The organism is Candidatus Chloroploca sp. Khr17, from assembly GCF_004138165.1.
In the GTDB taxonomy this organism is placed as follows: Bacteria; Chloroflexota; Chloroflexia; order Chloroflexales; family Chloroflexaceae; genus Chloroploca.
In genome coordinates, this window is record NZ_RYFF01000012.1 from 45,305 (window position 1) to 69,743 (window position 24,439).

20 protein-coding genes and 1 tRNA gene are annotated in these 24,439 nt (G+C 58.2%); 18 read left to right on the forward strand and 3 right to left on the reverse strand.

Annotation, left to right across the window (positions count from 1 at the left end; genetic code table 11):
- Positions 1-2 precede the first annotated feature (2 nt).
- From prmC to EKD05_RS09585, 13 genes are all read left to right on the forward strand, one after another.
- A complete protein-coding gene (gene prmC / locus EKD05_RS09525) occupies positions 3-848 on the forward strand; it encodes a peptide chain release factor N(5)-glutamine methyltransferase (protein WP_129672203.1) in 846 nt (281 codons plus the stop codon).
- A 150-nt stretch (positions 849-998) separates the two neighbouring features.
- Positions 999-1,643, forward strand: a complete 645-nt coding sequence (locus EKD05_RS09530; protein ID WP_129672204.1) for a hypothetical protein — start codon at positions 999-1,001, stop codon at positions 1,641-1,643.
- 16 nt (positions 1,644-1,659) lie between these two features.
- Positions 1,660-2,499 carry an alpha/beta fold hydrolase gene (locus EKD05_RS09535; protein ID WP_129672205.1) on the forward strand — a complete coding sequence of 280 codons (840 nt, stop codon included), beginning with the start codon at positions 1,660-1,662 and terminating at the stop codon, positions 2,497-2,499.
- Positions 2,500-2,598: 99 nt separating this feature from the next.
- Positions 2,599-3,222 carry a heme ABC exporter ATP-binding protein CcmA gene (ccmA, locus tag EKD05_RS09540; RefSeq protein ID WP_240695711.1) on the forward strand — a complete coding sequence of 208 codons (624 nt, stop codon included), beginning with the start codon at positions 2,599-2,601 and terminating at the stop codon, positions 3,220-3,222.
- Complete coding sequence (locus EKD05_RS09545) at positions 3,222-3,983, forward strand: heme exporter protein CcmB (RefSeq protein ID WP_129672206.1); 762 nt, start codon at positions 3,222-3,224, stop codon at positions 3,981-3,983. Before ccmA ends, EKD05_RS09545 begins: the two co-directional genes overlap by 1 nt.
- A gap of 190 nt (positions 3,984-4,173) precedes the next feature.
- Entirely contained in the window at positions 4,174-5,139 is a 966-nt protein-coding gene (locus EKD05_RS09550; RefSeq protein WP_129672207.1) for a cytochrome c biogenesis protein, read from the forward strand.
- Positions 5,136-5,366, forward strand: coding sequence for a CcmD family protein (locus EKD05_RS09555; RefSeq protein ID WP_129672208.1), 231 nt, complete (start codon positions 5,136-5,138; stop codon positions 5,364-5,366). The genes EKD05_RS09550 and EKD05_RS09555 overlap by 4 nt, the downstream gene beginning before the upstream one ends.
- 9 nt (positions 5,367-5,375) lie before the next feature.
- Positions 5,376-5,786, forward strand: coding sequence for a cytochrome c maturation protein CcmE (locus EKD05_RS09560; RefSeq protein WP_129672209.1), 411 nt, complete (start codon positions 5,376-5,378; stop codon positions 5,784-5,786).
- Between the two features lie 33 nt (positions 5,787-5,819).
- A complete protein-coding gene (locus tag EKD05_RS09565; protein WP_129672210.1) occupies positions 5,820-8,219 on the forward strand; it encodes a heme lyase CcmF/NrfE family subunit in 2,400 nt (799 codons plus the stop codon).
- Between the two features lie 108 nt (positions 8,220-8,327).
- Positions 8,328-9,422: a DnaJ domain-containing protein gene (locus EKD05_RS09570; protein ID WP_129672211.1), complete on the forward strand. Its 1,095-nt coding sequence runs from the start codon at positions 8,328-8,330 to the stop codon at positions 9,420-9,422.
- Between the two features lie 377 nt (positions 9,423-9,799).
- On the forward strand, positions 9,800-10,636 hold the full coding sequence (locus EKD05_RS09575; protein WP_129672212.1) for a redoxin domain-containing protein: 837 nt from the start codon (positions 9,800-9,802) through the stop codon (positions 10,634-10,636).
- A gap of 15 nt (positions 10,637-10,651) precedes the next feature.
- Positions 10,652-11,332, forward strand: a complete 681-nt coding sequence (locus tag EKD05_RS09580) for a response regulator transcription factor (RefSeq protein WP_129672213.1) — start codon at positions 10,652-10,654, stop codon at positions 11,330-11,332.
- 101 nt (positions 11,333-11,433) lie between these two features.
- A tRNA-Gly gene (locus EKD05_RS09585) sits at positions 11,434-11,509 on the forward strand.
- Positions 11,510-11,568: 59 nt separating this feature from the next.
- Here EKD05_RS09585 and glmS read toward each other — a convergent pair.
- Entirely contained in the window at positions 11,569-13,419 is a 1,851-nt protein-coding gene (glmS, locus tag EKD05_RS09590; protein WP_129672214.1) for a glutamine--fructose-6-phosphate transaminase (isomerizing), read from the reverse strand.
- Positions 13,420-13,515: 96 nt separating this feature from the next.
- Positions 13,516-14,112, reverse strand: a complete 597-nt coding sequence (locus EKD05_RS09595) for a disulfide bond formation protein B (RefSeq protein WP_129672215.1) — start codon at positions 14,110-14,112, stop codon at positions 13,516-13,518.
- Between the two features lie 101 nt (positions 14,113-14,213).
- Between EKD05_RS09595 and EKD05_RS09600 the strand changes: the two genes are divergently transcribed.
- From EKD05_RS09600 to EKD05_RS09620, 5 genes are all read left to right on the forward strand, one after another.
- On the forward strand, positions 14,214-16,901 hold the full coding sequence (locus tag EKD05_RS09600) for a GAF domain-containing protein (RefSeq protein ID WP_129672216.1): 2,688 nt from the start codon (positions 14,214-14,216) through the stop codon (positions 16,899-16,901).
- 80 nt (positions 16,902-16,981) lie between these two features.
- Positions 16,982-18,166 carry a M20 family metallopeptidase gene (locus EKD05_RS09605; protein WP_129672217.1) on the forward strand — a complete coding sequence of 395 codons (1,185 nt, stop codon included), beginning with the start codon at positions 16,982-16,984 and terminating at the stop codon, positions 18,164-18,166.
- A 119-nt stretch (positions 18,167-18,285) separates the two neighbouring features.
- Positions 18,286-19,266 (forward strand): TIGR03557 family F420-dependent LLM class oxidoreductase, encoded by a 981-nt coding sequence (locus tag EKD05_RS09610; RefSeq protein WP_129672218.1) that lies wholly within the window; start codon positions 18,286-18,288, stop codon positions 19,264-19,266.
- A gap of 109 nt (positions 19,267-19,375) precedes the next feature.
- Positions 19,376-21,385: an acetyl-CoA carboxylase biotin carboxylase subunit gene (locus EKD05_RS09615; protein ID WP_129672219.1), complete on the forward strand. Its 2,010-nt coding sequence runs from the start codon at positions 19,376-19,378 to the stop codon at positions 21,383-21,385.
- A gap of 224 nt (positions 21,386-21,609) precedes the next feature.
- A complete protein-coding gene (locus EKD05_RS09620) occupies positions 21,610-22,176 on the forward strand; it encodes an RNA polymerase sigma factor (protein WP_129672220.1) in 567 nt (188 codons plus the stop codon).
- 46 nt (positions 22,177-22,222) lie between these two features.
- Here the strand turns inward: EKD05_RS09620 and EKD05_RS09625 are convergent, their stop codons facing one another.
- A complete protein-coding gene (locus EKD05_RS09625; RefSeq protein WP_129672221.1) occupies positions 22,223-24,193 on the reverse strand; it encodes a hypothetical protein in 1,971 nt (656 codons plus the stop codon).
- Positions 24,194-24,439: the final 246 nt, after the last annotated feature.

Sequence of the window (24,439 nt, forward strand, 5' to 3'; positions counted from 1 at the left end):
CTATGACCGTCCTGAGCCTGCTCCGGCAGGCTCAGGCCCAACTTGAACCATTCAGCCCAACGGCACGCCTCGATGCGCAGATCCTGCTGGCGCACGTGCTCGCCTGGCCGCGGGCGCAACTGCTTGCCGAACGTGACTACGCGCCATCGCCCGCCGAATGTACCGCTTTTGCCAGCCTTGTTGCGCAGCGGGCGACCCAGATCCCCGTAGCCTATCTCGTAGGGCACAAAGAATTCTATGGCATCGATCTCTTTGTCAACGAACACACCCTCGTCCCACGGCCCGAAACCGAACTGCTCGTTGATCTCGTCCTCAGCGAAGCGCGCCGACGCCGCCGTGCCACACCGCTGACCATCGCCGACATTGGCACCGGTACCGGCGCCATCGCCGTAGCGCTCGCACAACATCTGCCTGACGCCCTAATTTACGCCACCGATGTCTCAGCCGAAGCGCTGACCGTAGCCGCCCGCAACGTGCGCGCACACCAACTCAGCGAACGCATCATCCTGCTCCAGGGCGATCTGCTCGAACCCTTACCGACCCCGGTTGATCTCCTCGTCAGTAACCCACCCTACACCATCCTCACCGAGGTAGACGCCAATGTCCGGGATCACGAACCCCACTTGGCCCTCGACGGCGGCGGAACCGATGGGGCCGATGTCTATCGCCGCCTCCTTGCTGCAGCACCGCCCTACCTGCGCCCCAACGGCGCCATCCTGCTCGAAATTGGCGCATGGCAAAGCCAGATCGTCAGCGACCTGATCCGCAACGCCTTCCCCCAGGCCAGCCTCAGCCTCCACCGCGACCTCGCCAGCCACGAACGCGTCATCTACGCAACCCTCGAATAATAAACCATTGAGCGGTCGCAGGGCGCGAACGCCAGCGTAACTGCCGTTCGCGCCCTGCGACCTCAAGCTGTAATCCTGCTGTCATGGAATGCTCTGGATTAAGCGTGCTTAACGTTTTTATACTAAAGAGAGGATTGAGGAGGCACGCTCATGCAAGCTCTGTTTGTAACCCTCAGCATCGCAATCATCACCCTGTTGATGTTGATGCTCTGGTTTGTTCCCCATTTGTTACAACAACAGGCGCAACGGAACGCCCGTGAGGCGGCGGCCCTGCGCACGATGCTGACTGATCTGCTCGAAGAGCAAGAGGCGGTCGCGCGCCGCCAGTCGCAATTGACCACCTCGATCGCCCACCTGCAAGATCAACTCGAGCAGACCCTGATCACCGTGCCCGCCGAGGCCGATCAGCGGATTACGGTGCTGGCCGATCAAGAGGTGCTGCACGTCCTTGAAGAGCGGATCGGGACCCTGCAACTCCAGATTCAGCAGTGGCTTGAGCATCGCAGTGTCCGTCAACGCAATGCCCAATTGCAAGACAATGAAGCGTGGGCCAATCTGATGGGTTTGCTTGCTGCCATCCAGGAACGGGTGGGCGCACTCTCGGATCTGCACCCCAACGCGAGAATCGGGCACCAGGCCCATCAGTTACTCACCGAACTCGAACAAGAAATGGCCCAACTGCGTTCAATTTCTGATGATATTACCACCCTCCAGTGGCGGCTACGCGCCTCGGTGACTGAACGCGACAACGATCTCGGCAGCCTACGCTCGCATGCAGGCAGCAGCGCCGACTAAGCAAGGTTAGAACGTCATGAGCATCATCGTCATTGATAACCAAGTCGTCCACTATGAAGTCCTGGGCCGGGGGCAACCTGTGCTCTTTCTCCATGGCTGGCTCGGCAGTTGGCGCTACTGGTTCCCCACGATGGAAGTGATGGCCGAACAGTTTCGCACCTACTCCTTTGATTTCTGGGGGTTCGGCGACTCGCGCCGCAAACAGACCCAGGCAAGCATTCAGGCCTATGCCGATCAGGTGATCCGGTTTCTCGATGAACTGGGGATTGAACGCGTGATGCTGGTGGGCCATTCAATGGGCGGAATGGTGGCCCTCAAGACCGCACTGAACCATCCCGAACGCATTCTGCGCGTGACTACGGTTGGCGCACCAATTGATGGCAATTCACTGGCCTGGTTGCTCAAATTGACCGATCGCCCCCTCTTCGCCGATGCGGCCGCCCGGTTGCCCTGGGTACGCCGCAGACTCTTTCGCTTTTTCCTCGGGCAAACACACCAGTTTGCCGTAGGCGAAATGGTTGATGATAGTATCAAATCTGATGCCGATACGATGCGCTACGCCATCAGTTCGATGTGGCGCACCGACCTCAGCCCTGAGCTCGAACGCCTGCGGGTGCCAGCCTTGATCATCCACGGCAAACGTGACGATATCGTGAACCCGAATCAACTCAAGCTCTTTGCGCACAATCCGATGGCCGAAGTGCTCGCAATGCCACATAGTCGCCACTTCCCCTTCCTCGACGAAGCCGAACAGTTCAACGAAGTCCTGCTCCGCTTCCTCACTGCGGGAAAGTCGCCGAGCCCTGACCGCATCTGGCAGGGCTTGCGCACCGAACACCAAGCAATCGCTCGCTAGCACCTGGCGGTGGATCCCAATACAAATCTCACGTCAAAGGCCAGCTTCGCTGGCCTTTGATGTGAGAATGAACTGGCCTACTTGTGCTACAATCCCTGTGTGGACATTCGACTAATAGTTGAAGAAGTTGCCGCCAGCTATGGTGCCCGCGATGTCTTTGCCGAGGTGTCGGTCGAGTTGTGCGCGGGCGAAACGATGGTGGTCAGCGGACAGAACGGCAGTGGCAAGAGTACCTTTTTGCGCCTGCTGGCCGGCTTGCAACGGGCCGATGCCGGCCAGATCACCTATCTGGTCGGCAATGAGGCCTTTGACCCGCGTGATGCCGGGCACCTCATTGGCTGGGTGGCCCCCGATCTGATGCTCTATCGGGATCTCACCGCCCGCGAGAACTTGCGCTTTTTCGCTGCCGTACGCCGGATCAGCCTTGATGATCAGGCTATCGATGAGGTGCTCGCCCGGGTTGGGCTTGCCGGGCGCAGCGATGACCGCCTCGCGGCCTATTCATCGGGGATGACCCAACGCATGCGCTATGCCTATGCCCTGATCCACCAACCACCCGTGCTCTTGCTTGATGAGCCAACCGTCACGCTTGATGAACGCGGGGCCGAGGTGGTTGACACTGTGATCAAGGCCCAGCGCCGCCACGGCATTGTGGTCATTGCCACCAATGACCCCCGCGAACTGCGCTACGGCGATCTTGTGTTAGAGTTTGGGGGCACCTGATGGCCGGGCATTCAAGTACCGAACAAGATCCTGGTCTGACGTTGACCACCCAGCAACCAGTAGCGCAACAGCGTATCGTTGACCTCTTGCAGGCAGCATGGGCGGTCTTTGTCAAAGATCTGCGGATCGAACTGCGCACCCGTTATGCCATCAATGCGATGGTTCTCTTTGCGGCCTGTACCGCTATGATGGTGAGCATCGGGACGACGTTTATCGGGTTACGGCGCACCGAAGAGGCTCTCCTGATCCAGGCCTCGCTCCTCTGGATTGCGCTGCTCTTTGCGGCCATCAGTGGCCTGTCGCGGGGCTTTGTTCACGAAGAGGAGACGCGCACCCTCGCGGCCTTGCGGCTTGCCGCACCAGCGCTTGCCGTCTACCTGGGCAAATTCTTGCTCAATCTCGCCCTGCTTGCCCTGCTTGGCCTCATCACGAGCCTGCTCTTCATCGTGCTTGTGCGCGTCCAAGTCGGGAGTCCCCTGGCCTTTCTCGGCATGCTCGCCGCAGGTGGCCTCAGTCTTGCGACTTCCACCACGATCCTTGCGGCTATTATCACGCGGGCCAGTTTCAAGAATGCGCTCTTTGCTGTGCTTGCCTTTCCCCTCCTTGTGCCTCCGCTGATCATCGCCATTCAAGGCACCGCTGCGACGCTTGCCGAAGGTGGCTGGTTACCTGCCTTGCCTGCCCTGCAATTCCTGATCGCCTACAGCGTCGCCATGTTCGTCGCATCATTGCTACTCTTTCGCTTTGTCTGGGAAGCGTAGAGGATGGTTTTAATCTCACAACGATACCATTGTATGTGATACATGTCTCATTCATGACCTGTGGAACATGCTACAATGTTGGCGAACATGACCCTCTTGTGGATATAATGTCCTTTGAGCGGAAATGTGACAATGCATACCTCTGGTATGTCGCAGCATGACACATGTCTGGTTCTGGAAAGGTACATCTATGGTGCAGCAGATGGCCCAGGTCGGCAAACTGCTCATCGGGCTCTGGATGGCTGGCGTGACCATCGTGATGTTTCTGGTGATTCCTCAGTACGAGGGGTTGGGCAATGCGGGGCGCATTATCATTATGCATGTGCCAACCGCCTGGGTCAGTGTGCTGGCGTTTGCCATCTCGGCTATCTTTAGTGGTCTCTACCTCTGGAAGCGCAAGCCTACCTATGATGATTATGCCGTCGCCGCCGCCGAGGGGGGCTTTCTCTTTACCGCCCTCGCAACGGTGACCGGCATGATCTTTTCGCAGGTCGTCTGGGGCATCTACTGGAACTGGGATCCACGCCAGACCTCTATTTTTGTGCTCTTGCTAATCTACGCCGCACTCTTTGCGCTGCGCGCCGCCATTGATGATGTGCAACGCCGTCGCCAACTCAGTGCGGCCTATTCACTCTTTGCCTTTGTCACCGTACCCTTCTTGATCTTTGTCGCCCCCCGCATCGCTGATAGCACCCTGCATCCTAACTGTGTCTTTATCCAGGGCAGTACCTGCGATGGCATTAGCCTCGATGTGGGCATGATCGGCTTGCTCGGCGACCGCAAGATCCAGTTGATCGGGATGGAACGCGAAGGCGATCTGGTGACTGCCGAGGTGATCGTCAGTGAGCCCGGTTTGAGTGGTGAGACAACGCTGCGACCCAGTTTCAATCTGGCAACCGGCACCATGGCCGATCGCCCCGAGTTTCCTGGCCTCCGGTATCAACTGGGCCTTGAATATGTCGATCCTTCAATAAACAGTGGGTTGTTGAATATCGAAGCCCCTGGAACCGGCTTGCTCGATAATCAGATCACCCTCTTTACGTTTCTCGCCTCGATTGCCGGTTTTACGGCGCTCTTTGTCTGGATGCTCAATCTACGCGCCGATCTGCTGGGGCTTCAGTGGGCTCTGGCTCAGCGTGATGGAGGTCGTGTATGAACCCTGAAGCCTTTTTAGAGGCTGGGATTGCCATCTATGTTGCGATGGCGGTGGCCCTGTCGGTCTGGCTCGGTATCTTTGCCTATCTCTGGCGCATTGATGCCCAGGCACGTATGCTTCGACGTGAACTGGAACGTGAACGCCAGCGGGAACAACCCTCCTCCAGGGCACCACGGGCAACCGTGAAACGTGTTAGTTCGCCCGAACATGAGATTGTTGAACAGTAAGGATCGGTTATGTCTACCACATCAATGACGCACGTTGCTCGGCGTGGTTTTGAACTGAAGCCCCTCCACATTGCGGGTCTCGGCATTATTGTGCTTGCCATCATCTATGGTATCTTTGGCTTCCAGAATGGCTTCCGTTCCTATACCCAGAGCATTGATGAAGCGGTTGCGGCCACCCGCAGCGTGCAACTCTCGGGTTTTCTGGGGAGTACGGGTGAGTATGATGAGCAGGGACGTTTTACCTTCCTGATTCAGGATGAGCACGGCAAGTTGCTCAAGGTCATCTCGCAGGAGCCACGTCCATCCAATTTCGAGCACGCCATTAGCATTGTTGCGATTGGACAGTACGACCCGGCTGAGCAGGCTTTTATGTCCGAGCAACTGCTGGTCAAGTGCCCTTCGAAATATCAGGAACAGTAGGCATTATCTCTTCTGAGATCTGGAAAGATCCGTATGTATCTTCTCGGCACATTTTTGCTTGTCATGTCACTAGCAATGGCCCTGCTGACGGTGGTGAGTTATGCCCTGGTCATTCGGGGCAATCGGCTTGCGCTGACCTATGGACGCTTTGGGGTCTATGCATCCCTGGCTGGCGTTGTTATGGTCTATAGCCTGTTGATCACGCTCTTTGTGGCCCGCCGTTTCGATATCGAGTATGTCAACAACTATAGTTCGCTTGACCTCAATTTCTTTTTCACCGTTGCCGCCAGTTGGGCCGGGCAACCAGGCAGTTTCTTGATCTGGATTCTCTGGGGGGCCATTGCCGCTGCGCTGCTGGTACGTCGTTCGAAACATTTTGAGCCCTATACGCTCTTGGTCATTCAGGCGATCCAGGCCGGTTTGCTGATCTTTGTACTGATCCTCAATCCATTCAAGCCCTTGCTTGATGCTACCACAGGGCTGGCGCTGACCCCCGCTGATGGGCGCGGGCTCAATCCGTTGCTCCACAATTTCTGGATGATTATTCACCCGCCCGTGCTCTTTATCGGGTATGCCCTCAGTATGATCCCGTTTGCGTTTGCGGTGGGGGCCCTAGTGCGCCGCGATTATGATACCTGGGTTACCCGGGCGCTGCCGTGGGTGATCGGGGCGTGGTCGTTTCTTGGCCTGGCGCTCTTGCTCGGTGGCTACTGGGCCTACGAGACCCTCGGTTGGGGGGGCTATTGGGGCTGGGATCCCGTCGAGAATTCGTCGCTCGTGCCCTGGATCATTCTCACCGCCTTGATGCACGGCATGGTGCAGCAACGCAGCCACGGTGGCCTGCGGAAGACCAATCTCGCGCTGGCGCTCACGGTCTATGTGACGGTCTTTTATGCAACGTTCCTTACCCGCAGCGGGGTCTATGCCAACTTCTCAGTGCATTCGTTTGTCGCCGAGGGCATCTTTGAGGGTCTGGTGGCGTTTCTGGTGTTGCTTGCCGTTGGTTCCATCGCGCTCTTCTTCTGGCGGTGGCGCGATATTCCTGCCAACCCGCTAAGCGACAAATTCTTTTCGCGTGATAGCTTCTTTGTGCTTGCCATTCTCTCGTTCCTGCTCGTGGCCCTTGTGATTAGCACCGGTACATCAATGCCAGTGATCTCGGCTATTCCTGGGGTCGGCCATACGCTGCAGGGCTGGATGGGGGCAACTTTCGAGATTGATGATGGCACGCTGATGAATCCACAAGCACAGCCCTTTGAGGATGGGCGCTTTAGCCTCGCTCCAAGTTTCTATCAGCAGACAACCCCGCCCCTCGGGCTGGTCATCATTGTGTTGATGACCCTCGGCCCGTTGATGGGGTGGCGTGATAGCAACATGCGCAATCTCTTACGTGCGCTGCGCTGGCCTGCCGTGGCGGCGGTGCTTGCCGCAATTGTCGCTATGTTCATTGATGTCCGCGATCTGTTGTCGCTCTTCTATGTTTCGGGGGCGACCTTTGCAATCGGAACCAACCTGGTGATGCTGCTGCGGACGCTGAAAGGCGGTTGGTTGCGCATCGGTGGCTATCTCGCCCACATGGGTTTTGCGGTGATGGCAATCGGCATGATTGGCTCGAGTGCCTATGCCACGCCCGAAACTCGCTTGAGCCTCGCCCCCGGTGAGAGCGCCCGTCTCTTTGGGTACGAATTTATCTTCAATGGCTATCAGCTTGATGAAGAGCAGCATGGCGTGCTCGATTTCAGTGTCAGTGATGGCACCCGTACCTTTACTGCGCGGCCCTATCTCTATGAGAATCAGCAGATGGGCCTGACAACAACGCAGCCATCAATCCATAGCTTCTTCTGGCACGACCTCTATGTGTCGCCAGCCGGCTATGATCCCGAACGTGATGCAAGCCGTCCGGTTCTCGGTCAGGGTGAAACAACCAGTATTGGCCCGTATATCGTCACGTTCAACGGGTTTAATCTTGATACCGCCGCAATGTCCAGTGGTACCGGCAATATGCAGGTTGGCGCACAGTTGACGGTGCTCTATGAAGGTGAGCAACTTGAGGTTGAGCCATATGTCCGTGTTGCGGTCAATCCAACGACTGCCGAGCAAGAACTGATTTATGTACCTGCCGAATTGCCAGGCGGCGCGTCGTTAACCGTCGTATCGCTTGACCCTGCCTCGCGCCGCATCTTGCTTGAAGGAAGCGGCACCGGGCTCGAAAATCTGCCCGTTATTCCCGCCAAGGGGGTGATTGCGGTCAGCGTCAAGCCCCTCGTCGTGCTGGTGTGGGTGGGAGTGATTATGAGCATTGTCGGTGGCTTCATCGCCCTGGTGCGCCGGTACCTCGAAGGGAGCGCAATGCTCGCGGGTGTACGCGTACGCCTGCCCAAAGGCCTCCCGAGTTGGACCCCGCGTCTGGGTTCACGTGGCGTTGGCAAATAGGTGGAGAGCTTTTGCTGAGGCACGCTTGTCGCACACGTTGGCAGCCTGCCTCAGCAGAAGGACGTGAAAAGAAACCAGTCGCAAGGTATTGCCTTGCCATAGAGATCAATGCAAGATTACTACGAGACTCTGCAAGTCCACCCCAAAGCCGAGCCTGAGGCCATCGAGGCAGCCTATCTTCGTCTACGAGAGCGGTATGATCCGGCCAAACTTGAAGCGGCTGCCGATGAGATTCAGGCCCTAGCACGTCAGCGACGCAACGAGATCGAACAAGCTTACGCTGTTTTGCGCGATCCACAACGACGCGAGGCCTATGATCACGAACGCACGCAGCGTCAGCATGAATTGCCCGAAGGCGATGACGATGACGATGCCATTGACTATCGTCCTTTGCCTCCGGCAGGGCGTCGTGAACGACCCGAAGGCTTCGACGCTCAGCCCAAAGGCCGTGCATCACGGTCTGCCCAGTCCCAGAAAGGCCGCCCGACCAAGCGTGGTGCAGGCGGGCTACCGGTTTGGGTTGTCCCCGCATTGATCGTCGGCCTGGCGACGTTTGGCATTGTGATGACAACGCTCGTGATCACCTTGCTCAACTCGAATAACGCGCTTGCCCCGGCAGCAGGGCCGCAAGGCTTTGAGAGTTTGACGACACCAACAGCCGAAGCGACCCCTAGCCTCGACACGGTCATTGCCCAGTTCGAGGGGCAGGTTGTGGCGGCACGCCAGGTTGCCGAACGGGTGCCCGATAATTTCAATGCGTGGATCGAACTCGGCAATGCCCTGTATGACAGCGTGGTCGTCGTACGCGAACGGCTCGCACGAGGCGACCCCACCGCACGCCAGGTCTATATTGAACGCCTCCCGCGCTGGCTTGAGGCTGCCGATGCTTATGCCAAAGCGGCTGAACTTGACCCGCAGAGTGCGCTGGCCTATGCCGATATGGCCGCTAGCTTCTGCTACTATGGGCAAGATATCAGCGACATGAGTTATGTCGAGCAAGGCCTTGCGCATGCCAAAAAAGCACTTGAGCTTGATGCAAGCGAAGGGCGCGCCTTGCTCAGTGCCGGCATCTGTTATGCCTTCAACGAGCCGCCACAGATCACCGAAGCCCTTGCCCAATGGCAGATGCTGGTCGTGACGCCCGACGCGGAGCCAAACCTCGTCTTTCAGGCGCGCCAGTTGATCCAGGAATACAGCCGTTAGGAAATAGGAAATAGGAAATAGGAAGTTAGGGCGGGTGTAGGCCTCAGACATGGCGCTTCGTGAGGGGGATGCTGGCGGGGTGCCCTCACGAAGCGCCAGTTTTACCCCGCCTCATAGGGCAATTGGCATCTTCTGTTCTTCCGTGCCGTCAAAGCATCAGAATGCCCCCCTGCGGCCAGACCGTTGGCGTAAACGCCTCGGCTATGGTGGACGAAGTCGGCCTTCGCCGACTGGATCAGGCCACGAAGGTGGCCTTTGCTGCCCAGCAGCCGCGCCGTTTACGGCCACGGCAAGAAGATGCAATCGCCCGAAAGACCATAAGGCAGGGGTTCAAAAAGATAAAAGCTCATGCTACAATGATAAGCGGAGTAGATGATATGGTCACATATTATACGCTTCTGGGTATCGAGCCAGGGGCAAGTGACGACACAATTGCCAAAGCGTATGCGCGTCAACGCGAACGGTATAGCCCTGAACGGGTTTCCGAACTTGATCCTGAACTGGTCAAAGTCGCAACCGAACGCAGCGCTGAACTTGAACGCGCCTATCGGGTTTTGAGTGACCCGCAGCGGCGCCAGGCCTACGACGCAAGCCTCCAGATGAAGCAACCCACCGCTAGTGGGGATCGCCGGGGGCTAACCCCACGCGAAATCGGCTTTGCGATCACCGGTGTCCTGGCAGCGATCATTCTTGTGACAACGATCTGGATCGTGACCGGTGGTGAAAGCCAACCCGAGACCCAGGCGATGGCAGAAATGCGGCGAGCCGCCCCTAGCTTCGCTGCACCAACGCTCGACGGAAGCACGCTCAACCTGGAAGCGTATCGTGGCAAGGTTGTTCTGCTCAACTTCTGGGGAACTTGGTGTGAGCCATGCAAACGTGAACTGCCCGCCTTGCAGGCCGCCCATAACGACCTTAGCGATCAGGGGTTTGCGGTCATCGGCGTCAACCTGACGCGCGATGAATTGAGCCAGGGACAGGATACCGATGATGTTCAGGCTTTTCTTGATCAATATGGGGTGACGTTCCCTATTGTGCTCGATCTTGAAGGTGACATCACCAATGCCTATCGCGTCTTTCCCTTGCCAACTAGTTTCTTTATCGATCCCGAGGGGCAGATTCGTTATGTCCATATCAGTGAGCTAAAGTATAACGACATTGTTAGTCGTTTTACCGAGCTCAAAGGGGAAGCGTCAGCCCTTGAGACGCCATAATAGCAGGGGTAGCGCATGGAAAAGCGTACAATCCTCGTTGTTGACGATGACCAGAACCTGCGAGATTTGATCCGGATCAATCTGGAATACGAGGGTTTCAAAGTCCTGACCGCAACCAATGGTGTAGAGTGCATCACCACTGTACGCGAGCATCGTCCCGATATGATTCTGCTCGATCTCATGATGCCTGAAATGGATGGGCTGGAAGCCTGTCGCCGGATTCGGCAATTTTCCCAGTTGCCGATTCTGATGCTGACCGCCAAGGTGCAGAGCAACGATATCATTACCGGGCTGGATCATGGGGCCGATGATTATCTGGCCAAGCCCTTTGACGTTGACGAACTGGCCGCCCGGATCCGCGCCCTCTTGCGCCGTGTCCCCCCTTCGTACCGCCCACTCACCGCCGGCAAAGGGGAGATCACCATTGACCAGCAGGCGCGTGAAGTGATGGTGCGCGGTGAACTGATTGATTTGACGCCAACCGAATACCATCTGCTGATCATTCTGGCAGAAAAAGCCGGGGCGGTGGTCGATCACGAGACCCTGCTCAGAGCAGTCTGGGGTCAGGAATTTAGCCGCGACAACGATTATCTCAAGGTCTATATCTGGCATCTGCGCCGCAAGCTTGAACAGGATCCGCGCAAGCCCCGCTTGCTCCTCACCGAGTGGGGGGTCGGCTACCGTCTGATGGCATGAGTATCTTTGCTCCCCAAAAGCCAGCTACGCTGGTTTTTAGGGAGCAAAGATATTGAAATATTGACAAGCGTAGCAGCGGGTGCTATACTTTCATCCGAAGTGCGGGAGTAACTCAGTTGGTAGAGTACCTGCTTCCCAAGCAGGCTGTCGCGAGTTCGAGTCTCGTCTCCCGCTCCATTTCATAACGCGGTATCCTGGTGATAGGATACCGCATCTTTGTTTGCTGAGATTCCGCTCTATTCAACCGTCACACTCTTGGCGAGGTTCCGCGGTTGATCAACGTCGCATCCGCGCCGTACAGCCATGGTGTAGGCAAAGATTTGCAGTGGGATTGCGGTCAAGACCGGCTGGAGCAATGGGATCGTCAGCGGGACGCTAAGCACGTGACGCGCTCTGGTCGGCAAGAAATCGTCACCATCGGTGATAATGGCAATCACCTGGCCATGGCGCGCCTGCACCTGCTCGATATTGCTGACCATTTTGGGATAGATCTCATCGCGTGGCGCAATACAAACGACTGGCAGATCTTCGTCGATCAGGGCAATCGGGCCGTGCTTCATCTCGCCAGCCGGATACCCTTCGGCATGAATGTAGCTAATCTCTTTGAGCTTGAGGGCGCCCTCAAGCGCAATTGGATAGTTCTGTTGTCGCCCAAGGAAGAGTGCATTCGAGGCACGGTGGTAGTGTTCCGTCAGTTCTTGGCACTGGGGGATCACCCGCTCGATGATCGTGGCCGCCTTGCCCGGTAGCTCAACCAGGGCTTGCAGGTGCGGGCGGATCTGATCGGGCGTCATGGTGCCGCAGGCCTGGGCCAGACGCAAGGCAAAGAGATAGGCCGAGACCAGCATCGAGGTAAAGGCTTTGGTCGAAGCAACCCCGATCTCTGGGCCGGCATGCAGATAGATAGGGCCACCGTCGGCAACCCGCGCCGCCTGGCTCCCAATCGCATTGACAATCGCCACGCTCGGCACCCCCTGGTCACGCGCTTGCTCCATCGCGGCAAGGGTATCCACCGTCTCGCCACTCTGCGTAAAAGTCAGCAGCAAGGAGTCTTTGCCCAGCACCGGCTCGCGGTAACGAAACTCGCTCGCATAATCCACCTCGACCCGCACCCGGGCAAGGCGCTCGATCATAAACTTGGCGACGAGACCAGCGTGCCATGCCGTGCCACAAGCGGTGATGTAAATGCGCTCAACGCGCCGCAGATCGGCGTCACCGAGGCGGAGATCCTCTAAATCAACGCGGCCAGCCTCGTGATCGATCCGCCCACGCAACACATCCACCAGCGCACGCGGCTGCTCGTGGATCTCTTTCTCCATAAAATGCTTATAGTCGCCACGGGCGGCGGCAATGGGATCCCAGGGAACCGTCACGGTCGGACGGGTCACCTGGCTCCCATCTAACCGACTAAGCGCAATGCCCTCGCGACTGACCACGGCCAGGTCGCGATCTTCAAGAAAGATCAGGTCACGGGTATAGTCAAGAATCGCCGGGACATCAGAAGCCACAAAATGCTCACCCTGGGCCGAACCGAGCACAACCCCGCCAGCATTGCCCAGACGCGCAGCAACAAAACGATCCGGCTCGTGCTTGCAGAAGGCCACGACGGCATTGCCACCACGCAGTTCAAGCATCGTCTGGCGGAGGGCCGGGGCAAGCGAGCCTTCGCGTTGATAGTGATACGCGAGCAGATGGGCAATGACCTCGGTATCGGTCTGCGACTGGAAATGTACGCCCTGTTCGAGTAAGCGCGACTTGAGTTCGAGATAATTTTCGACGATGCCATTCTGGATGACAACAATTGAGCCACTGGCATCACGATGGGGATGGGCATTCGTCTCGGTTACACCGCCGTGGGTGGCCCAGCGCGTATGGCCCAAGCCAATGGTACCGACGGCTGGCTCGTGGGCGACACGGGCAACCAAATTGCTGAGCTTGCCCACACTGCGACGCAATTGCAGCCCGGCTTCGGCATCATAAATCGCGATGCCTGCCGAGTCATACCCTCTATATTCAAGCCGCTGCAAGCCACCAATGATAACTTCTGTTGCCGAACGTGAACCGATGTAGCCGACAATACCACACATACGTCGTTCTCCTCGCATCTCGCTTGTGCTGGCGCAAATAGGCAACGGCGCTGGCCGTATTTGCAGCAGCACAAGCGGTTTTTTAGGGCAACGGCCCTACAGCCGAACAAGCAGACCAAGGCCCACAAAGACCAGGATTGTCACGACCACAATGACCACCGCCGCAAGGCGTGAGCCACGACGACCCTGCGCAGAAGGCACCGGAGCCCCTGCAAGGGCATAGTTGCCTAGCATAACACTGATCAGCCCAAAGGCGACCAGCGCCAGGAACGGGATCTTGATAAAAGAGAGTGGCCCGGTCAAAAGAGGGGTCAAGTAATCAATACCACATGGAACAAGACCGGCACAAGCCGTTGGCGGAATAATCTGGATCACTTGCAGGTAATGGTAGAGCGACAAGACGATGCCTGACAGCGAGAACGGCAACCCATACCAGGCAAGCCCCCGATCATCACGCAGGATGCCCACCAGCAAGACAACCGCAAGGGGATACATCAAAATGCGTTGATACCAGCAGAGTTCACAAGGTATCCAGCGTAACACTTCACTGAAATAGAGGCTGCCGCACGTCGCAATCATTGCACTTAGCAGGGCAATATGACGGGTTGCTGCCGTAAGCGCTTCTAACAAACTGCCCTGTTCATCCGCTGATTCACGTGATGTCGCGGCAGCATCCTGTGCCACTTGCGCCATATTGACTCCCTTCTTGCTTCTGATACCCTGTATTAGAGCAAACTTTCCGTTTATACTTAATTAAGAGCGGACATGATTGACCTAGCTATAAGGATTGTATCATGTCTCACGTAAAACCTGGTTACAATACCCTGGACGCCATGATGACACCATTAACACCTTCACTCGAAGATGGATGGTCTGAAGAAAAGACAGATGAAGGCCAGTGGGATGATGCACAGGCCCGTTTTCTAGCCGCTGCGGGCGTTGTCTTGACCTCATCGCTCGACTACGAGCAAGTGCTGAGCCGGATCGCCCATCTTGCCGTCCCCTTGCTTGCCGACTGGTGCGCGGTCGCGCTCGCCGAACCATCCTCGGTTCCTCGACGCCTCGCCCTCGTCTGCGCCAGCCCAGATCAGCAGACGCTCGCCGATACCATCAGTTGTTATCAATTGCCTGCCAATGCCCCCTGGCTCTTTCCCCGTGTCATTTCGACCGGGCAACCCGAACTGATTGAGGACTTTGGCACCCATTTTTTTAGCCAGCATACATTTGATGCTGACTATCTTGAATTGATCCGACAACTCAAGCCGTGCGCCTCATTCACCGTTCCACTCAATGTCCGTGGTCAAACCAGGGGAGCAATCACGTTTACGATGGCCGAGTCGCGACGGAAGTTCACCCCCGCGCTCCAGGCTCTGGCAACGGAATTGACCCGACGTGCTGCGGTCGTTGTCGACAACGCGATCCTCTATCGTGATACCCAGCGACGCCTCGCCGAATTGGGAACGATCCAGCGCGTGGCCCAGGCGATTACCACGTCTGTCCGACTTGATCAGATCTGTGAAACGGTCGTCAACCAGATTAGCCAGGTCTTTGGCTATACCTTTGTCAGCATCTATTTGCGTGAAGGTGAGGAGTTGCACCTGCAGACATGGATCGGGTACGAGCATGTCCTCCCGGTGATCCATCTCAACGAGGGCGTGATCGGACGCACCGTCCGCCATGGCAAGGCCTATTTTGTGCGTGATGCTTCGACCGATCCGGATTTTTTGCATGCCGTACCCGGGATAACCCAGGGTATCTTTGTCCCGATTCGTTATGGACATCAGCCGGTCGCAGGCATTATTAGCATCGAATCATCAGGGGAACCGGCGCTCTCGGATGATGACCTCAAGTTACTCACCATGCTGGCCGATCAGATCAGTGTCGCCCTCGTGAATGCCCGCCTCTTTGCCCGCGTTGAGGATGCCGCCCTGCGCTTTCGCTCACTGGTCGAGACGGCTGGCAGCGTCATTGTCTGTCTTGACCCCGTGTTACGGGTGACCGAGTTTAATCGCGAGGCTGAACGGGTCTTTGGGATGGCCCGTGAAGCGGCGCTCGGACGCGATTATTTGCGGACGTTTGTCGCCCCTGGTGATCGTGTCGCGTTTGCCGAACTTGCGCGTACCACCACCACCGGCACGCAGCCGTTCTCGCTTGAAACAACGATCGCTCTGGCCGATGATAGTGAGCGCACCTTCTTCTGGTCGCTGACCTGGCGGCAAAATGTGCTGGGCAAGCCGATTGAGTTGCTGGTGGTTGGGCAAGATATTACCGCCCGTCGGCACGCCGAAGAAGCTCGCCTCGCGGTCGAACGCAAGATGTTTGAGGCCCAACGCCTCGAGAGCCTCGGCGTGATGGCCGGCGGCATTGCCCATGATTTCAACAACCTGCTCGCGGCGATCCTTGGCAATGCGAGTCTGCTGCTCCTCGATCTCCCTCAAGAGAGCGAGATCTACCAGAGTGCCCGCGAGATTGAACTCGTGAGCCGTCGTGCGGCCGATCTGGTTGGTCAAATGCTGGCCTATGCTGGACGCGGGCATTTCGATGTGCAACCACTTGATCTCAATGCGCTTGTCGCTGAGATGATCGGTCTCCTGCGCATTTCAGTCAACAAGAATGCGGTCTTGCACCAGGAACTGACCCCCGATCTGCCCCTTATCGCGGCCGATGTCGCGCAGATCCGCCAGGTGGTGATGAATCTGATTGTCAATGCCGCCGAATCCCTCGCCGAGATCCGCGGCACGGTGACAATTAGTACCTTCCTGCGGGAATTGACGTTGGTCGATCTTGCAACATTGCATACGTCCCCAGAGGTAACCCCGGGGACGTATGTTTGTCTGATGGTCACCGATACAGGGATTGGCATGGAAGCAGCGACATTATCACGCATTTTTGATCCGTTTTTTACAACGAAGTTTGCTGGGCGAGGCCTCGGCTTAGCTGCGGTGATGGGCATTGTGCGCGGGCACCGGGGTGCGTTGACGGTGAAGAGCACGCCAGGCAAGGGGAGTAGCTTTACCGTCCTGCTGCCTGTCGATCAGGCGGGGACGACCTTCCTCAAGACGCTCTCTAGACCATCAGGGCCAAACAAGCCGCCAACACCACCGCCTGATCGCCCGCTGATTCTGGTGATTGACGATGAACGTGATGTGCGCAGCATCGTGATCCGGATTCTCGAGCGGGGTGGCTATCGGACGCTCAGCGCCAACGATGGGATCCAGGGGCTCGCGATTTGCGATCACTTGCCTCAACCGCTGGGCGCTGTCCTGCTCGATCTCACCATGCCCCAGATGAGTGGGAAAGAGGTCTTTTACCAGTTACGTCAGCGCTGGCCCACGTTACCAGTGGTGTTAATGAGTGGCTACACCACCGAAGAGATGACCAGCCATTTTCACGATGATAGCCCGATCGCTTTTCTCCAAAAACCCTTCACCGCTGAACGGCTGTTGAACCTGCTGCATCAGGTGCTACAACCGACGGAATAATGGGAAGGATCAGATGTGAGCGATCATGGTATACTTGAAAGGTTCAATTGTGTGCATCTATAAGTCTCTGGAGGAGCCGTATGTCCGTTCCGTTTTTGAACGAGGCCGAAGCGCTGCATGATGAACTGGTTGCTATTCGACGCGACCTGCATATGCATCCCGAGTTGGGCTTTCAAGAATTTCGTACTGCCAAGATCGTCGCCGCAAAGCTTGATGAACTGGGCTACGAAGTCCAGACAGGCGTTGGTCAGACGGGGGTTGTTGGCATCCTGCAGGGCGATCTGCCAGGCGAACGCACCGTGCTCCTACGTTTTGATATGGACGCCTTGCCCATCGATGAGGCGAATGATGTACCCTATCGTTCGCAAACACCGGGCGTGATGCACGCATGCGGTCACGACGCCCACGTCGCTGTTGGCATTGGGGTCGCCACGCTCTTTGCCCGCCACCGCGACCAGTTGCCGGGCACGATCAAGCTGATGTTCCAGCCCGCCGAAGAAGGCCTGGGCGGCGCCGTAGCGATGATTGACGACGGGTTGCTCGAAAGTCCAGTACCCGATATCGCCCTTGGCCTGCATGTTTCGTCAGGCCATCCGCTTGGCACTGCGGTCGTCCGCGACGGTGCGTTGATGGCTGCCTCTGATCCCTTACGGATCATTGTCCACGGCAAAGGCGGTCACGGAGCCCAACCGCATCAGACGGTTGACGCGGTGCTCGTCGGGGCCCAGATCGTGGTCGCCCTCCAGACGATTGTCGCCCGCAATCTCAACCCCGAAGAGACGGGGGTCGTGACCATCGGGGCCTTTCAAGCCGGCGAGGCCGGCAATGTCATCGCCGAAAGCGCCGAATTGCGCGGAACGATCCGGAGCTTCAACCCCGCGATCCGCGAATTGCTGCACCGCCGTGTCCGCGAGGTCGCCGAAGGCATTGCGCAGACGCTGGGGGCGACCGCTGACGTGCAAATCCGCTTTGGGGTCGATGCCACCGTCAATGCGCCTGCGCCAACCGCAGTCACCTATCAATCAGCCGCCGCTGTGCTCGGCGAAGAGAAGATCAATACGACCTTCCGCACCACCGGGGGCGAAGATTTCTCAGCCGTCCTGGCAAAAGTTCCGGGCTGCTACTTTTTCCTGGGGTCGAGCAGCAACGAAGCAACTTCTTTCCCCCATCACAATCCTCGCTTTGATGTTGATGAAGCCTGCCTTCCTCAAGGCGTGGCGATTCTCTGCGACACAGCGTTGCGTTGCCTCAACGGCGAAGGGTAAAAGGTGGCCTGCGGCCCCCGAGAAGCTTGCTTGCGCTGAAAAAAAGCCAGGATAGCTGGCTTTTTTCCAGCGCAAGCAACCGTGGTTGGCGGCAACGCCCTGAAGAAAGGAAGACTATTTTGGCAAAAATTGGCCTCTCTGCTGCCCTTGAGCAGTTTCACCCAACTGAGTTGATCGAGCATTGCAAACTCGCCGAGAATTATGGGTTCGAAGGGGTGATGGCGGCTGATCATTTTCAACCCTGGGTGCCGGCCCAGGGCCATAATGCCTATGCCTATAGTTGGATGGGAGCCCTTGGCATGGTCACCAAGGGCGACTTTGGCCCCGGTGTGACCTGCCCGAGTTTTCGTACCCACCCGGCGGTCATTGCCAATGCCGCCGCGACCCTCGCCGCGATGTTCCCCGGTCGCTTCTGGCTTGGCCTCGGAAGTGGCGAGTTGCTCAACGAAAATGTTGTTGGCGGTGAGTGGCCCGAGCCGCTGATCCGCTTTGAGATGCTGCAAGAAGCAACCGAGTTGATGCAAAAATTGCTGAGCGGCAAGTCGATCCGTTATCGCGGGCGCTATTTCCAGATGAATAAGGTGCAGCTCTGGACGCTGCCTGAACAACCGGTGCCAATCTATGTCGCCGCGACTGGCCCTCAGACACTCAAGTGGGCCGGCAAGACCTGTGATGGCCTGATTACGCCTGGGGCTAGCCACGATAAGCTACGTGGCATTATCGAGAATTTTGACGCAGGCGCGAAAGAGGCAGGGAAAGACCCCACCAAGATGCCCAAGCTCTTGCAACTGCACGTCTCGTGGGCCGAGACCGACGAAGAGGCGATGCAATCAGCGATGGTTGAATGGCCGAATGGTGGTATGAATTTCCCCAAACAGGATGTCCGTAGTCCGGAAGATTTTGCGGCTATGGCTCGTCTCGTGCGCCCTGAAAACTTCAAAGGACGGGTGCTCATCTCGTCCAACCTTGACGAGCATCGTGCCCACCTGCAAGGTTTGCTCGATCTCGGCTTTGATAAGATCTATGTCCACAACGTCGGACGCAACCAGGAGGCCTGGATTCGCGCCTTCGGCGAGGATGTCTTGCCAAAACTGACGTAGAGGGTCGGCAAACGACAGGAAGGTTTCCTTGTGGGGCAAGCCAGCGACGCTGGTTTGCCCCACAAACGATAAGACCTGCCAGCGTCGCTGGCTGGGCAAGAGAAAAACTATGCAACGGATGTTGATTGCCAACCGCGGTGAAATTGCTGTGCGCATTCTGCGGGCCTGTCGTGAGTTGGGCATTAGTCCGGTGGCGGTCTATTCAGAGGCTGATGCGAGCGCAATGCATGTGCGCCTTGCCGATGCCGCCGTCTGCCTTGGACCACCTGCCGCGACCCAGAGCTATCTGCGTGGCGAGGCAATCCTTGCGGCGGCCCACGCAACCGGGGCCGAGGCGATCCATCCCGGCTATGGCTTTCTTGCCGAGAATGCGGCGTTTGCCCGAATGTGCCGCGAGGCGGGCATGATCTTTGTTGGCCCGCCTCCCGAGGCGATCGAGGCGATGGGGGGCAAGATTGGGGCCCGTCACCTCGCCACGGCCGCTGGTGTGCCGGTCGTTCCAGGCTACGATGGGCCAGATCAGTCTGATGAACGCTTGATGATCGAAGCCGCACGCATTGGCACGCCGCTGCTCATCAAGGCGAGTGCCGGTGGCGGCGGCAAGGGCATGCGCGTCGTCACTGATCTCGCCGGCTTCACCGACGCGCTCGCCGGCGCTCGCCGCGAGGCGCGCGCGGCTTTTGGCGATGATGCCGTGCTGCTCGAACGCCTCATCGTGCGCCCACGCCACATCGAGATCCAGGTGCTCGCCGATGCCTATGGCACGGTGCTGCACCTCGGCGAGCGCGAATGCTCGATCCAGCGCCGCCATCAGAAGATCCTTGAAGAAGCCCCGTCGCCTGCTCTGAGTCCTGCCCTGCGCGCAACGATGGGCGAGGCAGCAGTGCGCGTCGCACGGGCCGCCGGGTATGTCAATGCCGGCACCGTCGAGTTCGTGCTTGATCCCGAGGGCCATTTCTATTTTCTCGAGATGAATACGCGCTTGCAGGTTGAACACCCTGTGACTGAACTGGTGACCGGGCTCGATCTGGTGCGTTGGCAGATTGCTATCGCCAAGGGCGAACCGCTCACCCTGACCCAGAGCGACATCGCGATGCGCGGCCACGCGATCGAGGTGCGCCTTTATGCCGAAGATCCGGTCTCGTATTTGCCCGCCATTGGACAACTGGCGCTCTTTGCGCCACCAACTGGCCCGGGCATCCGCGTCGACGCCGGCTTGAGCAGCGGCGATGAGGTGACGGTGCATTACGACCCGATGATCGCCAAGTTGATCGTCGCGGGCGAAGACCGCACCGCAGCCGTCGAGCGCCTCCGTGCGGCCCTGGAGGCAACGGTTGTGCTCGGTCTGACGACCAATCTAGCGTTGCTCCGTGCCCTCGCTGCGCACCCCGCCTATCGGGCAGGCGCAACCCACACCGGCTTTCTGAGCGATTATCCTCTGGATCTCGAACAGCCTGCCGAGGCGCCGTTGGAAGTAATCCTGGCCGGGGCAATCCTTGCACAGCATCCTTCGCAGCCCACCTCGGCAACGCCGCTCCGCCACGATCCTTTTGCGCTGCACTGGCGCATGGGCAATACCGGTGTGCCGGTGCGCTTTCGCAGCGGCGACCACGACCTGGTTGCGTATACGCAGCACCGTGGCAATGACTGGACAATCGATGTCCAAGGAACAAGCCACCCGGTACGCCGCGTGATGCAGGGCGCAACGGAATGCGCACTCGAATTCGGAGGGCGACTCGAGCGCTTTCTGTTTGCGCACGACCGCAGTGGCGACCTCTTGATCGGCTGGCGCGGCAACGGCTACCGGCTCACCCAACCTGCGCCCCTCAGTGCTGACAGCGCGACGCGACCGGGGGGAGGCCACGATGCGGCCGGACTCACCGCACCAATGCCCGGTACGCTGATCAAACTGCTCGTCAGCGAAGGCGAAGCGATCGAAGAGGGGCAACCCCTGATGATCCTCGAAGCGATGAAAATGGAACACACGGTGGTCGCCCCCTATAGCGGGGTCGTGCGCCGCCTGCCCTTTGCGCAAGGGGCGAGCGTCACTGGCGGGGTCAACTTGATCGAGCTTGAGGCTGAAGAGGGAGCATTGGCGATCTTTCCCAATAGCCGATAGGAAATAGATCTTGACAAGCAAAGTTACCCGCTTATTACCCTGCTGTGACCCCATTACGAACGCGAGCAACGTATACTCATCGTCAAGTAGATAGAGCACTAACAGCGCCGTTAGCTCCCCGAGGCAGGGGCGTGGGCCTCTGCCTCATCCAGGCACAACCTCCCCACTCCCCTTCAGCGCCTCACCACGAACCCAACCCCGCACACCAGAGTGGAGAGACGACCATGAACACAGCAGCACTCCCCGAGGATCTTGTCCGTCGTGCGCGATCCGCCGACCCCGAAGCTCTGTCAACCATTTACGAACGCTTTGCCCCCGGGATCTATCGCTATGTTTACTATCGCATTGGTGACGCCGAAGTCGCCCGCGACATCCAGTCCGATGTCTTTTTACGCATGCTCGAAAGCATCGAGCGCTACGAAGACCGGGGGTGGTCAATCGGATCATGGCTCTACAGCATTGCGCACGCCCGCACCGTTGACACCCTGCGGCGCAACAAACGGCGCAGGCAAACCCCACTCAGCGAATGGTGCGCGATCAGCGAAGGCCCCGAGACAAAGCTTACCGACCGGATCAATGAAGCAGCCCTCCAAGAAGCACTCGTTCACCTCAGCGAAGCCCAGCGCCAGGTCATCTTACTCCGCCATAGCTACGGCCTCTCGCTCGAAGAGACCGCCAACCAGCTAGGGCGGAGCATTGGCGCGGTCAAATCATTGCAACACCGAGCCCACGAACGCCTGGCCCGCCTCGTCCGCACCAGCCTTGGTGACGATGAGGCCGCCGAAGGCTGATCGAAAAGCGGGTGGGACGAAGGCTGGCAGCCTTTGCCCCACCCGCTCATCCCTCGACCCATTCACGCAGCGCTGGGCCGGTTTCAAAGAAGATCGACGGTAACACGTTGAAGCGCTGGCTGAACCAGGGGAGCAGTGCATGCAAGGCCTGGTGACGCAACGGCGCAAGCAAAGCCAGGCCTGTCGCCAGGCTGGCGAGGCCAAGCCGACCATGGCGATGCCCAAGCAAAACGAGGGCAACCCCGGTCGCCCCAACGAGCCCCGCAGCGCCGGCAAGTACGCGTTTGCGTTCGTGACGGATCAGGCCCACAGCCGCCACGGCCAGGCGAGCCTGCAGCGCTACGCGCCGGGGATGGGTACAAAGATCGGCAAGCAAACGCTCGACTTCCTCAAGCTCCAACGCTGGAAAATCACGCCGCTGCCCCCAGGTTGCCTGGTGCATCGCGATCTGCTCCATCAGTTGCGCAACTTCCTTGCGCAGATCGCTACGCGAACGCGGCTCTACCACCTGAGCCTGTTGCAACAAAGCAAACATGAATGCGCGGATCGCATAGGCCAGCGCCAGCACATCGGCGAGATAACGGGCGCTGTCAACGACAAACTGAACCTCCGTTGCCTCAGCCGCACATTCTGCCAGGCGTTCCGCATACATCCTTGCTTGCGCCACGGCTTGCGCACTCGCCTCGATCACCGTCTGCGGCGAAGCCACAGCGCCCGCTAAATAAGCCCAGATCGGCAGTGAGGCCGTCGGACGCATCCACCAGACCCAGAGCAACGGCGAAAGATAGATGCCGCCAAGCCGGTTGACCGCCTGTGGCAAGTGGCTCATATACCAGCCCTGTTCAAGTAATTGCGCCGAGTCGCGGTAGAGATCCGCAGCGACCTCGGCAAAAGCAGGGCTACTTACCAAGCCAAGACGGGTCTGGAGCCAGTCACGGACAAAGGTTTCGCTCGCAAGCGTGGGTTGAGCGGCAAGCGCCACCGTGACCGCGCTATTCAATTCCGTCCAGAGGTTCCAACCGCTCTGGCCCAACGAAGCCTGTCCTCCACCCCAACCGCCAGTGCTATTCCAGGCCCAGAAGCCAGCACACTGGGGATCATCAGCCGCACGCGCCAGGGCCTCGCGGTGCAAGGCGACAATTGAACTCGGCACCAGGCCAAAGAGTTCATACTCACGGCGATGTTGAAATTCGATCAATTGGCGTGGACCGGGCAAGCCCAATGTCGGGTTGGTCGGCAGCAGGCGAAAGAAGTCGGCGGGCCCATGCTTGATCGAAACAAGCAGATTGGGTGAAGTAAGGCCCCCAAACGTCGCCGCATAACGGGCAGGCGAACAGATCAGATCACCCAACTCGCCAATGCCGACACTCCAGGTACGGATGATCAACTGCTTGCCGTGGGCTTCACACACGGGCAACAACTGCTCGGTCAGCGTACGCAGAGCCGCCGACGTCGTATAGAGCATATGGCCGGTATAGGTATCGCCCTGATTGTGCGCCCCACCCGCTTCGCCCATGCGAACCACAAGCCCGCTCACCTGCGGGAGAGCCGCAAAAAGCTCGGCGAGCGCACGCTGATTAAGCGCCACGAGACGTGCATTGCCAGCGTCCAGGACACCAACCGCATGCCGCAACTCCGGCGTGCTCCACTGCATATCGGTGGTCACAAAAAAGTGCATGTCAAGGGCTGCTGCGTGTTCGGCAAGTGAGGCAAAGGCGCGGCGATAGGCAAGCGCACGCCGTCGCACCGGGCTATCAGCAGCATACACTGGTTCACCAGGGCCATCAAACGCAACCAGATGAGCCAGATTATCCACCACAACCCCATTGTAGCCCTGTGCGTGCAAGCCATCGAGGTGCGCAAGCGCCCGTGCGACCCCCTGATCGAGTTGATGCAGGTCAACATACGGGGCCGTCGGCAGATCAAGCTGATCGTAGGGGAACGACGACCAGTTGCGAAACGGTTTCTCAGGATCAAAAAAAGGCCCACTCAGATCGGCCAAACGGTACGAAAGCATGTTCAGGTTACCTGCGGTAGATTAACAAACGATGATGCAATGTTAACATTGCATTAAGTCATTATACCGCAGCTAACCCTTGATAATCAGGAGGTCAGCGACGCAGATAGAGCTGAAGCAAAATCGTTGGGGTTGCGCCCCAGACCCCAGTTTTTGGTTCGTTTTGGCGGCTTCGCCGCCAAAACGAACCAAAAAATCGTATGGAGCGGCGAAGCCGCTCCATACCCCACCGCCAGAGGCGAACTT

What these genes read in the sequence shown, in the direction of transcription:
- prmC (WP_129672203.1), top strand. Translation starts at nt 3, where the DNA reads ATGACCGTCCTGAGCCTGCTCCGGCAGGCTCAGGCCCAACTTGAACCA.
- EKD05_RS09530 (WP_129672204.1), top strand. Translation starts at nt 999, where the DNA reads ATGCAAGCTCTGTTTGTAACCCTCAGCATCGCAATCATCACCCTGTTG.
- EKD05_RS09535 (WP_129672205.1), top strand. Translation starts at nt 1,660, where the DNA reads ATGAGCATCATCGTCATTGATAACCAAGTCGTCCACTATGAAGTCCTG.
- EKD05_RS09545 (WP_129672206.1), top strand. Translation starts at nt 3,222, where the DNA reads ATGGCCGGGCATTCAAGTACCGAACAAGATCCTGGTCTGACGTTGACC.
- EKD05_RS09550 (WP_129672207.1), top strand. Translation starts at nt 4,174, where the DNA reads ATGGTGCAGCAGATGGCCCAGGTCGGCAAACTGCTCATCGGGCTCTGG.
- EKD05_RS09555 (WP_129672208.1), top strand. Translation starts at nt 5,136, where the DNA reads ATGAACCCTGAAGCCTTTTTAGAGGCTGGGATTGCCATCTATGTTGCG.
- EKD05_RS09560 (WP_129672209.1), top strand. Translation starts at nt 5,376, where the DNA reads ATGTCTACCACATCAATGACGCACGTTGCTCGGCGTGGTTTTGAACTG.
- EKD05_RS09565 (WP_129672210.1), top strand. Translation starts at nt 5,820, where the DNA reads ATGTATCTTCTCGGCACATTTTTGCTTGTCATGTCACTAGCAATGGCC.
- EKD05_RS09570 (WP_129672211.1), top strand. Translation starts at nt 8,328, where the DNA reads ATGCAAGATTACTACGAGACTCTGCAAGTCCACCCCAAAGCCGAGCCT.
- EKD05_RS09575 (WP_129672212.1), top strand. Translation starts at nt 9,800, where the DNA reads ATGGTCACATATTATACGCTTCTGGGTATCGAGCCAGGGGCAAGTGAC.
- EKD05_RS09580 (WP_129672213.1), top strand. Translation starts at nt 10,652, where the DNA reads ATGGAAAAGCGTACAATCCTCGTTGTTGACGATGACCAGAACCTGCGA.
- glmS (WP_129672214.1), bottom strand. Translation starts at nt 13,419, where the DNA reads ATGTGTGGTATTGTCGGCTACATCGGTTCACGTTCGGCAACAGAAGTT.
- EKD05_RS09595 (WP_129672215.1), bottom strand. Translation starts at nt 14,112, where the DNA reads ATGGCGCAAGTGGCACAGGATGCTGCCGCGACATCACGTGAATCAGCG.
- EKD05_RS09600 (WP_129672216.1), top strand. Translation starts at nt 14,214, where the DNA reads ATGTCTCACGTAAAACCTGGTTACAATACCCTGGACGCCATGATGACA.
- EKD05_RS09605 (WP_129672217.1), top strand. Translation starts at nt 16,982, where the DNA reads ATGTCCGTTCCGTTTTTGAACGAGGCCGAAGCGCTGCATGATGAACTG.
- EKD05_RS09615 (WP_129672219.1), top strand. Translation starts at nt 19,376, where the DNA reads ATGCAACGGATGTTGATTGCCAACCGCGGTGAAATTGCTGTGCGCATT.
- EKD05_RS09620 (WP_129672220.1), top strand. Translation starts at nt 21,610, where the DNA reads ATGAACACAGCAGCACTCCCCGAGGATCTTGTCCGTCGTGCGCGATCC.
- EKD05_RS09625 (WP_129672221.1), bottom strand. Translation starts at nt 24,193, where the DNA reads ATGCTTTCGTACCGTTTGGCCGATCTGAGTGGGCCTTTTTTTGATCCT.